Origin of the sequence: Novacetimonas sp. GS1 (assembly GCF_036686925.1) — a bacterium.
In the GTDB taxonomy this organism is placed as follows: Bacteria; Pseudomonadota; Alphaproteobacteria; order Acetobacterales; family Acetobacteraceae; genus Novacetimonas; species Novacetimonas hansenii.
Genome location: NZ_VSZP01000001.1, coordinates 2,029,464 through 2,040,665, shown reverse-complemented (window position 1 = coordinate 2,040,665; position 11,202 = coordinate 2,029,464). Strand labels below are relative to the sequence as shown.

Annotated in this window: 6 protein-coding genes; 4 read left to right on the top strand and 2 right to left on the bottom strand. The window is 56.8% G+C overall.

Features of this window, described 5'->3' with window-relative positions:
* Nucleotides 1-32: 32 nt before the first annotated feature.
* Nucleotides 33-1,631 (bottom strand): glycogen synthase GlgA, encoded by a 1,599-nt coding sequence (gene glgA, locus FYB92_RS09270; RefSeq protein ID WP_040510790.1) that lies wholly within the window; start codon nt 1,629-1,631, stop codon nt 33-35.
* A gap of 780 nt (nt 1,632-2,411) precedes the next feature.
* Between glgA and pgm the strand changes: the two genes are divergently transcribed.
* On the top strand, nt 2,412-4,073 hold the full coding sequence (gene pgm, locus FYB92_RS09265; RefSeq protein WP_332828513.1) for a phosphoglucomutase (alpha-D-glucose-1,6-bisphosphate-dependent): 1,662 nt from the start codon (nt 2,412-2,414) through the stop codon (nt 4,071-4,073).
* 120 nt (nt 4,074-4,193) lie between these two features.
* Here pgm and FYB92_RS09260 read toward each other — a convergent pair whose 3' ends face one another.
* Nucleotides 4,194-4,832, bottom strand: coding sequence for a TetR/AcrR family transcriptional regulator (locus FYB92_RS09260; protein ID WP_048858860.1), 639 nt, complete (start codon nt 4,830-4,832; stop codon nt 4,194-4,196).
* Nucleotides 4,833-5,034: 202 nt separating this feature from the next.
* On the opposite strand from FYB92_RS09260, the gene FYB92_RS09255 reads away from it, so the two are divergent.
* From FYB92_RS09255 to FYB92_RS09245, 3 genes are read left to right on the top strand one after another with little or no spacing between them, the layout of a single operon-like run.
* Entirely contained in the window at nt 5,035-6,222 is a 1,188-nt protein-coding gene (locus tag FYB92_RS09255) for an efflux RND transporter periplasmic adaptor subunit (protein WP_003619971.1), read from the top strand.
* Between the two features lie 4 nt (nt 6,223-6,226).
* The gene (locus tag FYB92_RS09250) at nt 6,227-9,382 is read left to right on the top strand and encodes an efflux RND transporter permease subunit (RefSeq protein ID WP_048858858.1); all 3,156 of its coding nucleotides are present in this window, start codon (nt 6,227-6,229) and stop codon (nt 9,380-9,382) included.
* Nucleotides 9,382-10,875 (top strand): efflux transporter outer membrane subunit, encoded by a 1,494-nt coding sequence (locus FYB92_RS09245; RefSeq protein ID WP_332828512.1) that lies wholly within the window; start codon nt 9,382-9,384, stop codon nt 10,873-10,875. Before FYB92_RS09250 ends, FYB92_RS09245 begins: the two co-directional genes overlap by 1 nt.
* The last annotated feature ends 327 nt before the right edge of the window (nt 10,876-11,202 follow it).

The window sequence follows — 11,202 nt, the reverse complement described above, 5'->3', positions numbered from 1 at the left end:
CGCTGCGTGCTCCACCCGGTCTGTCGCATCCATTATTGCCCGGAACGCGGCAGGGGGGCACGCAGGCGGGGCTGGCGCGCAATCCTGCGCCGGGCGGCGGCCACGTGATCCATGTGATGAAGAGGGACCACATTCCCCCCGATGTCCCCCTTCAAGCGGGCACGGGCGACGACCGTGCGAAAAAGATCTGCATATTGCGCGGCCTTTTGTGTCCATGACACGTCATAGGCCACGGCATTACGCTGCAATGCGGACCAGGCCTGCCTGTCACGGAAGGTCACATGCGCGCGCCGGACAGCACCAAGCAGCGTTCCTGCGTCCACTGGTGAAAACAGGAACCCTGTCGCAGCATTCCCCGCGATGGCCGCCGCGTTGGCATCGACAATGGTATCCGCAAGCCCCCCCACACGCGCAGCAATCGGCACGCCGCCGTAATGGCATGCACTCATCTGCGTCAGGCCACACGGTTCGAAGCGTGAAGGCATGAGTAATGCATCCACCGACGCAGGCATCCGATGGCCGAGCGCCTCGCTATACCCGATATGACAGGCAAAACGACGCGGAAACCGGCGTTGCAGCATGGAAAGTTCACGCTGGATCGATAGGTTGCCGCTTCCCACCACCACGAGCTGGATATTATCACGAAAAATATCCGCCACCACATCAGGCAGCAGATCGACACCTTTTTGCATCGTCAGGCGACTGACACTCCCCAACAGGAATGCATCAGGGTCCTGTGGCAGGCCGAATTCCGCCTGAAATGCGCGCTTGTTCGCTTCCCGCCCTGCAATATCGCGCAGGCGATAGGGGAAATGCACATCAGGATCATGTTCAGGATTCCAGATATCGGTATCAATCCCGTTCAGTATGCCCGTCAGGGTCTGCGTCCGCGCCCGCAGCAGACCGTCCAACCCCATCCCGCCTTCTGGCGTCTGGATTTCGCGCGCATAGGTGGGGGAGACGGTCGTAATCCAGTCGGCAAAGTAAATCCCGGCCTTCAGGAACCCGACCTGCCCATAATACTCCACCCCCTCCATCCGCAGCGCATCCGCAGGCAGGCCCAGCCGCATGAGGGTGGAAGCAGGAAAGCATCCCTGGAACGACAGGTTATGAATCGTCTGCACGACAGGCGGTGCCGCGTGCTGGTCATAATGCAGATAGGCCGCCGTCAATCCCGCCTGCCAATCATGGGCCTGCACCAGATCGGGGCGATACCCCTCCACCATTCCCTGTGCGATATACGCAGCCGCGCGCGACAGCGCGGCAAAACGGATGTCATTGTCAGGCCAGTCATTTCCGTCGGGACCAACATATGGATCCCCCCCGCGATCATACAGGGCAGGGATATCGAGTATGAAAATATCATTCCCATACAGGCTATTTTCCAAGATCTCAGCCCTATGCCCCAACAGGTCCGCAAACCGTGCGACGCAACGCGCATGTTCCCGCCCCGCGAGTACTGCACGATATCCCGGCAGCAACGTGCGCGTACGGATGCCATGCCCCGATAAGGCGCGGGGAAGGGTGCCGACTATATCGCCCAGCCCTCCTGTCTTCACAAAAGGAAACATTTCCGATGCAACCGAGAGCAGTTCCACTGGGCTGGCAGGATGCAGATTGGCAAGACTCATCCGCTGGATGTCCCCATTTGAAAAAACCATGGAATAGTCTGTTTTTGTGCAACGCAGCCTGGGCATAACAGTGCGACAATCACGGTTAAGTGATATCCAGCCCGAGAACGGCAAAAATAATACCGAGCCTGTAAGTTACTTCATCGACTCACGGTATTAATAATATGAAATAATATGCCAATGAAATATTTCAAAACATCCATCCACAAGCATATTGAAATGCCATAATTTTCGATGGATTTAACAAAAACAATTACAAATAAACATTTTTTTGAAATGTAATGTCCGATAAATTTATCAAATGATTATTCCAGACTGTTTTTTCCTACCATCAGGCACAACGTAATCCACACCATGCCCATGAGCCGGAACAGCACGACCCGGACAGCGTGGCGTGACATGTCAACATCCAATAGGCCGTCGGTGCCGGATGATCTGCGTCAATTACTGCCACGCATGAATAACGTATGAGAAAGATGCCTGAAGACCTTTATGGAAATGTGGATGTGAACATGCATATTTAAGCTAAACCGCCTGTCTGTGTGCCAATCGTTGCAAAACAGACACAGCGTTGTATTTCGACATCGCTTTTTTACATAATAATTCCCACATCCTGCGCAGCCCGCCGTAATCGCACGAAAAAACCGGATCATCGCCATTTCCCGTCTCGACGGGGGGACATTTCATCCTTTACAGATTGTTCCTGAATCAAAGAGATGTTCCCGTGATTGTCCCAGCGGGTGCCCCTGATATCCCCCAAATCCTTTCACGGAGCCACCAATGTCCAATCAGATCAGTCCCCTGGCAGGAAAGCCCGCCCCGGATTCCATCCTGGTCAACATTCCCCGCCTGATGACCGCCTACTTCGCAGGCAAGCCAGACCCGAAAATTCCGACACAGCGGGTGTCCTTTGGCACATCAGGACACCGGGGTTCCTCCCTCAGCAACAGTTTCAACGAACATCACATCCTGGCCATCAGCCAGGCGATCTGCCTGTACCGGACGCAGGCGGGGATCACCGGGCCGCTGTTCATTGGCATTGACACACATGCCCTGTCCGAAGCGGCACTGGCCAGCGCGTTGGAGGTTTTCGCCGCCAACAAGGTGGAGGTGATGATTGACCAGGACGGGGGCTATACCCCCACGCCGGTCATTTCCCACGCCATCCTGACCTATAACCATGGCCGCAAATCGGGACTGGCGGATGGTGTCGTCATTACGCCCTCCCACAATCCCCCCGAAGATGGAGGGTTCAAATACAACCCCCCCAATGGTGGCCCTGCGGATACCGACGTCACGACATGGATACAGGACAAGGCCAACGCCTTCCTTGAAACGAAGATGGAAGGCGTACACCGGATTGCATATGCGCAGGCACTAAAGTCCCCACACGTCCATAAATACGATTATATCACGCCATATGTGGCGGACCTTGAAAACGTCGTTGACATGGCGGCGATCCGGGATGCGGGCGTGAAGATCGGCATCGACCCGCTGGGTGGCGCGGCGGTTCATTACTGGAAACCGATCATCGAACGGTATGGCATCAATGCAACGATCGTCAGCGAACAGGTCGATCCGACCTTCAGCTTCATGACGGCGGACTGGGATGGCAAGATCCGCATGGATTGCTCATCCCCCTACGCGATGGCGCGCCTGATCGACCTGCGTGATAAATTCGATGTTGCCTTCGCCAACGATACCGATGCCGACCGCCACGGGATTGTCACCCGTACAGCCGGGTTGATGAATCCCAATCACTATCTTTCCGCCGCCATTGCCTACCTGTTCGAACACCGTGCGGGATGGAGCAGGGACGCTGGCGTTGGCATCACCTTGGTCAGCAGCGCGATGATCGAACGTGTCGCCGGCATGCTGGGACGTAAGTTCGTGGAAATGCCCGTCGGGTTCAAATGGTTCGTTGATGGGCTGAATACCGGATCTCTGGGCTTTTGTGGGGAGGAAAGTGCTGGCGCATCATTCCTGCGCACGGATGCGGGCGCATGGTCAACGGACAAGGACGGCATCATCCTGGGCCTGCTGGCGGCGGAAATCACGGCCAAGACCAAGCTGGACCCCAGCCAGATCTATACGCAGTTGACTGAAAAGCTGGGCACGCCTTTCTACGCCCGTATTGATGTGGCGGCTGATCCCGAACAAAAGGCACTGCTCAAGAAGGTGACGGCCGAACAACTGGCCTATCTGACGGAACTTGGGGGACAGCCGGTCCGTGCAAAGCTGACGAAGGCGCCGGGCAACGATGTCGCGTTTGGCGGCATCAAGATCACGGCAAAGGACGGCTGGTTCGCCGTGCGCCCGTCGGGAACGGAAAATGTCTACAAGATTTATGCTGAAAGCTTCATCAGCGCGGACCATCTGCGGCAAATCCAGCAAGAAGCACAACAGGTCGTCTCGACCTTGTTCGAAAGGGCCAAGGCCTGATCCCATGGCCTGATCCCCAAGGCATGCCTCATGGCGGTCCGGGTCATCAAATGACCCGGACCCACATCACAGGGATCAAACCTTATTATGTGAAAAAGGGCTGAAGGTCTTGGCGGGCCTTCAGCCCTTCGGCTTTACGCCCTGCACACCCGCAAGAAAGATCTGCACCGCCACGCCGGTATGATGACGGATCGTTTCGCATGTTGGCGCTTGTGTCGCACACCCCAGTGCCTGCAGCAAAAAATCCCCAACGGTCATACCAAACAGCATCTTGCCCCAGAGCCGGACATTGGTGTTGGAATATCCCTGCTGCCTGCAATAAGCCTGCAACCATGCCTCAAGCGCGTTATCCTCGCCCCCGGCCTCAAGGGCTGCCATAATTTCGCGGACATACCCTGATTCGGAACTTTCTGCGATGATTGCGCGGATAAGGGAGATGCGGTCAGGGCGCAGGATCGTACACGCCAGATCGATCAGAAGGGTGGAAAGTTCCTCTTCCGCTGTCATGGCATCCGGTGCGACCTGCGGCTTTACATCAAACAGGCGCTCCCTGATCAGGATCTGAAACAGCTCCAGCTTGGACGGAAACATCTTGTACAGGGTCCGCTTGGACATGCCTGAACATTCAGCAACCTTATCCATAGACGCGCCGTGATAGCCATGCTTTTGCAGAACCTTGCACGCGGCCTCCAGGATACGCTCCCGCCGCACGCATTCCTCCATCTCTGGCGGGCGTCCGCAGCGGGGCTTTTCCTCCATAAAGGCCTGGCTCGCCTCATTCAATTTATGGCTGTTGCTGTTTTCCATCACCTCGCCCAGTTACGTGCGCCACATCATCATGACGGCTTGACCGCCCTATGGAGACGATATAGTTTTCGTTTATCAGAAAACCAAGTGGTTTCTTTACCCCATCTCCGCCGAGCACGTCATGCATGTTACGTCTTGAGACAGAATTTTCAGGATGCTGCGGGAGACAGACTGTAAAGGCAAGGTCAAGATTGTGAAAAGCCAGCATTATTTTCAGGCCCTCGCCCCTGTTGCTGTCCTGCTTGTTCTGGCGGGCTGCAATCGCAAGGCGGCCGCCCCTGCGATACAGCCACAGCAGGTCAGCGTGGTGACGCTCAGGGCGCAGCCTGTTGAAATCCATACCAGCCTGCCAGGACGCACGGAAGCCTTTGAAATCGCGCAGGTCCGCCCGCAGGTCAGCGGTGTGATCGAACAACGCCTGTTTGTCGAAGGCAGCGATGTCAAGGCCGGGCAGCAACTTTACCAGATCTATGCCGCACCGTATCAGGCCGCCTATGATTCGGCACGGGGGCAGCTTATCCGCGCACAGGCAGCCGAACTGACGGCCCATGCGAAACTGACCCGCTATGGTCCGCTCTTGCGCGCCCATGCCGTCAGCCAGCAGGATTATGACGATGCCCTTGCCGCAGACAAGGAAGCGCAGGGAGAAATCCTGACCGCGCAGGGGCAGGTGGAACGCGCCGCGGTGGACCTTGGCTATACCAAGATGAATGCCCCCATCAGCGGGCGGATCGGTCGGTCCATCCTGACGGTTGGCGCGCTGGCCATCGCGAACCAGAGCAATAACGTCGCGATCGTAACGCGGCTTGACCCGATTTATGTCGATGTCAACCTGCCGGCCACCGAACTGCTGCGTTTCCGTCGCGAACTGGCACAGGGACGCCTGCAGCGCGAAGGCGATAATGCCGCCAGCATCTCCTTGCAACTGGAGGACGGCACGCCATACGAACATGCAGGCCGGATGGAATTTTCCGAAGTCAATGTCGATGAGTCGACCGCCACCGTAGTGGTGCGCGCAATCATGCCCAACCCGGACAAGCTGCTGCTGCCGGGGATGTACGTGCATGCGCAACTGACCGAAGGAACGGACCCACAGGCCCTGCTGGTACCGCAAGAAGCCGTCAGCCGCAATTCCCATGGCGACCCGCAGGTGTGGGTCGTGGATCAGGACAACAAGGTGTCGCTACGCCAGATCCAGACATCCCAGGCAATCGGTACAAGCTGGCTGGTAACGAACGGGATCAAAAGCGGGGAGCGGGTCGTCACCGTGGGCCTGCAAAAGATCCACCCCGGTGCGACAGTAACCCCCATCGAGGCCCAGCCTGCGGGCAAGGCAGGGTAAAGTCATGTCCCTTTCACGTTTCTTCATTGATCGCCCGGTCTTTGCCTGGGTGATTGGCATCATCATCATGCTGGTGGGCGGACTGTCGATCTTTGCGCTGCCGATCGCACAATACCCCAGCATTGCCCCCCCACAGATCGCGATCAGCGTGACCTATCCCGGCGCATCCGCCGATACGGTCAACAACACCGTCGTACGCCCCATCCTGCAACAGATGTTCGGGCTCGATCACCTCGAATACATCTCGGCGCAATCCTATGCGTCGGGGCAGATGGAAATCGACCTGACCTTCGCACAGGGAACCAATCCCGATATCGCGCAGGTCCAGGTGCAGAACAAGCTGCAGCTTGCGCAGCCCAAGCTGCCGACCGAAGTCACCGCGCAGGGGCTGAGCATCACCAAGGCCGTCAAGAACTTCATGATGGTGATTGCATTCATCTCCACCGACGGCAGCATGAATGGCGCGGATATCGCTGATTACGTGGCATCGAATATTTCCGACCCCCTCAGCCGTGTCACCGGCGTGGGCGACCATACGCTGTTCGGGGCGGAATATGCGATGCGCATATGGCTTGACCCGTCCAAGCTGTATAAATACGCCGTAACGGTGGGTGATGTGCAGGCCGCGATCCAGGCACAGAACATACAGGTCTCGTCCGGTGAACTCGGCGGGCTGCCTGCACGGGCGGGGACACGGCTTGACGCCACCATCATTGGTCCGACGCGCCTGACCTCGACCGAGGAGTTCAATAATATCCTTATCCGGGTCCAGCAGGATGGCTCCCAGGTGCGCATACGCGATATCGCACGTGTGGAACTTGGGCCGCAGACCTATAATACCAACTCTTTTTATAACAACATGCCTGCATCGGGCATGGCACTGAAACTGGCGCCGGGCGCCAATCAGCTCAAGACCGAAACGGCGGTACGCGAACAGATCGCGGAGCTGGAGAAATTCTTCCCCCCCGGGCTGAAGACAGTTTATCCGCTTGATACGGAACCGTTCATTGTCCTGTCGATCAAGGAAGTCATCATCACGCTGATGGAGGCGATTGCCCTCGTGTTCGTGGTGATGCTGATTTTCCTGCAGAACTTCCGTGCGACGCTGATCCCGACCATTGCGGTTCCGATCGTGTTGCTGGGCACGTTTGGCATCCTTGCGGCCCTGGGCTTCTCCATCAATACCCTGACCATGCTGGCGATGGTGCTGGCGGTCGGGCTGCTGGTGGATGATGCGATTGTCGTTGTCGAAAACGTCGAACGTGTCATGACGGAAAAGAACCTGTCCCCCGTGGAGGCGGCGCGACAGTCCATGGACGAGATCTCTGGCGCGCTGGTGGGGATCGTGCTGGTGCTGACGGCTGTGTTCCTGCCGATGGCGGCCTTCAGTGGATCGACCGGCGTGATCTATCGCCAGTTTTCGATCACCATCGTCGCCGCAATGTGGCTGTCGGTGCTGGTGGCCATGGTCATTACCCCTGCATTGTGCGCAACGATGCTCAAACCCGGCACGCATGAAAAGACCAAGGGCCCGGCCGGCTGGTTCAACCGTCATTTCACACGGATGACCGCAGGATACATGAAGGGTGTGACCCGCATTATCCGGCATGCCGGCACTGGAATGCTTGCCTTTGCGCTGGTGACTGCCGGCGTGGGGTACCTGTTCATGAAGCTGCCAAGCGGCTTCCTGCCGGACGAAGATCAGGGCCTGATTTTCGGTCAGATCACGATGCCGCCTGGCACCCCGATGGAGCAGACCGCAATCATCAACCACAAGGTCGCGGACTATATCCTCAAGACCGAAGGAAAGAATGTCGAATCCGTCTATTCCATGAACGGCTTCAACTTTGCGGGGCAGGGACAGACGGCGGGGGCGTTCTTCATCCGCCTCAAGGATTGGGACGAACGTCCGTCCGCGTCCCAATCCTCTGCCGCGATCGCAATGCGCATCATGATGCATTTCTGGAGCGACCCCGTGGCCCAGATATTTGCCATCAATCCGCCTGCCGTGCTGGAGCTGGGTAATGCCAGTGGCTTTGACCTGGAACTGGAGGACAGGGGACACCTTGGCCATGACAAGCTTCTGGCCGCGCGCAACATGGTGCTGGGCATGGCCAGCAAGGATCATCGCCTTGTGGCCGTGCGTCCCAACGGGATGGAAGACGCACCGCAATATCACCTTGATATTGATCGGGAAAAAGCAAACGCGCTTGGTGTGACCATCGCCGATATCAACACTACGGTCGAAGGCGCGCTGGGGTCGATCTACGTAAACCAGTTCCTGCGTGATGACCGTGTCAAGCAGGTCTATATCCAGGGCGAACCCGACGCCCGCATGATTCCCGATGACCTGAACAAATGGTATATCCGCAATGCAAGCGGTTCCCTTGTGCCATTCAACTCGTTCGTATCCGGCACATGGATCATGGGGCCGCAGAAGGTCGAGGATTATAATGGCCTCAACGCCTTTGAAATCCTTGGTCAGCCCGCTGCGGGCTTCAGTTCGGGTGATTCCATCGCGGCGATCAAGGAGATCCTGGCCAAGCTTCCAACCGGGATCGGGTATGAATGGACCGGCCTGTCCTATGAACAGATTGCGTCCGGTTCCTCCACCGGGCCACTTTATGCACTGGCGGTCATCGTTATCCTGCTGTGCCTTGCCGCATTGTATGAAAGCTGGGCCATCCCCTTCGCCGTGCTGCTGGTGATCCCGCTTGGCGTATTGGGGGCGATTGTCGCAACGCTTTCACGTGGGCTTGCCAACGACGTTTATTTCCAGGTGGGGCTTCTGACCACCGTCGGGCTGGCGGTCAAGAACGCCATCCTGATCGTGGAATTCGCCAAGGCCTTTTTCGAGCAGGGCAAGACGCTTGAGGACTCTGTCATGGAAGCAGGACGCGAACGCCTGCGTCCGATCCTGATGACATCAATCGCATTTGTGGTCGGCGTCTTCCCGCTGGCGATTGCATCGGGTGCAGGATCGGCCGCACGTGTCGCCATTGGCACGGCCGTCGTAGGCGGCATGCTGACGGCGACATTACTGGCGGTCTATTTCGTGCCGCTATTCTTTGTCGTGGTCCTGCGCCTGTTCAAGGTGCGCCGCATGAATGAACGCGTGCAACCCGCCACAGCCCCAGAAATCGCGGGGAGAGAACAATAATGAAAAGGTTTTCCTTGCATGGTATAACGCTTGGTGCCGCTGCGGCGCTGCTGGCGGGCTGTACCATGATCCCCCATTATCACCGGCCCGTCGCGCCAGTTTCCCAAAACTGGCCGACCTATGGCGGTGACAGCCAGCCGATGGCGCAAAACACGCTATCGGCCAACCTTGGCTGGTCGGAATTCTTCACGGACCCACGTCTAAAGGCGCTGATTGCCATCGCCATCCGTGAAAACCGCGACCTGCGCGAAGCCGCAGCCAATATCCGCCGTGCGCAGGGGCAGTTTGATATCCAGCATGCCACCCTTTTCCCCCAGATTGGCGGCAATGGCGAAGCCATGTTCCAGGCTCCATCCAGTGCTGCAGGTCTGAGCTTCGCACCAGGCCTTGATGCGCAGGCCAACCCGCCGATGTTCAAGTATTTCAACATGGGTATCGGTTTTTCATCGTATGAAATCGACCTGTTCGGACGTATCCGCAGCCTGTCGCGTGAGGCCGCGGAACATGCACTGATGCAGCGCGAAAATGCCCGCGCCATGCTGATCAGCATCATTTCGCAGGTTGCAAACGCCTATATTTCCTGGCTAGGCGATCAAGAAGCACTCAAGCTGTCGCAGGCCACACAGGCATCACAGCAGGCGACGCTCGACATGATCCGCGCCAAGTTCGAACATGGCGAAGCCGATCAGCTTACCTTGCGCCAATCCGAAACGCAGGTGGAACAAAGTGCCGCCTTCCTTGCTGACTCCCAACGACGCGTGGCGCAGGACAAGAACCTGATTACCCTGCTGATTGGCGCACCGATCCCCGATAATCTGCCCCCGGCCAGCCCTTTTGGGCAGCAGACGATGATGCAGGACCTGCCACCGGGCCTACCGTCCGATGTGCTGGAACACCGCCCGGATATCATCTCGGCGGAACATGATCTGAAGGCTGCCAATGCCGATATCGGCGCAGCAAAGGCGGCCTTCTATCCCCGCATCACCCTGACCGCATCCGACGGAATCAGCAGCCTGCAACCGCATCGCCTGTTTACGGCGGCAGCGACAACGTGGGGGGTCTCACCACAGTTGCAGGTGCCCCTTCTGACATGGGGACAAAATAGCGGAAATCTGAAGGCATCCCGTGCGGAACGGAACGTCAAGGCGGCCGCCTATGAAAAAACGATCCAGACCGCATTCCGCGAAGTCGCGGATGCATTGGCGGGCCGTGCCGCCTATCATGATGAAGGAATACAGGTGGACAGGTTGGTCGCGTCCTCGGCTGATTCCTACCGCTTGGCCAAGATGCGTTATGACGCAGGGACAGATTCATATCTGACCTCGCTGGAATCCCAACGTTCGCTCTATCAGGCACAGCAATGGCAGATTTTCGTTCTGGTTTCTAAATATCAGAACCTGGTCACGCTGTACCGTGCACTGGGCGGGGGATGGACGGAAAAGACGGTCCAAAATCCGACCATTACGGCCAAATCACAGGATAAACATGGATAAGGCCCGGGCCAACTGCATTCATAAATGCAGTTGGCCCGTTTTTAAATGGTTTGTTGAAAACTGCTTTAAAATACGGGACAGCACGAGTTTCCGGAAAAATTATTCCTTATCCTTCATGCAAAACACTGGATTTTTTGAAAATTTCTCCGATCAATTCGTTTAGAGATTGTTTGAAAACCACTCATTGATAAACAATAAGAAAATTTCTTGGGCGCCGCCTTTTTTTCAAAAACACAGTGTCTTTTGAAGATTTTTGAAAAAAGCTTCACCAAAAACTTTTCTTATTTCCCGATCTTATCGGACTTACTTTTTCAAACAGTCTCTTAG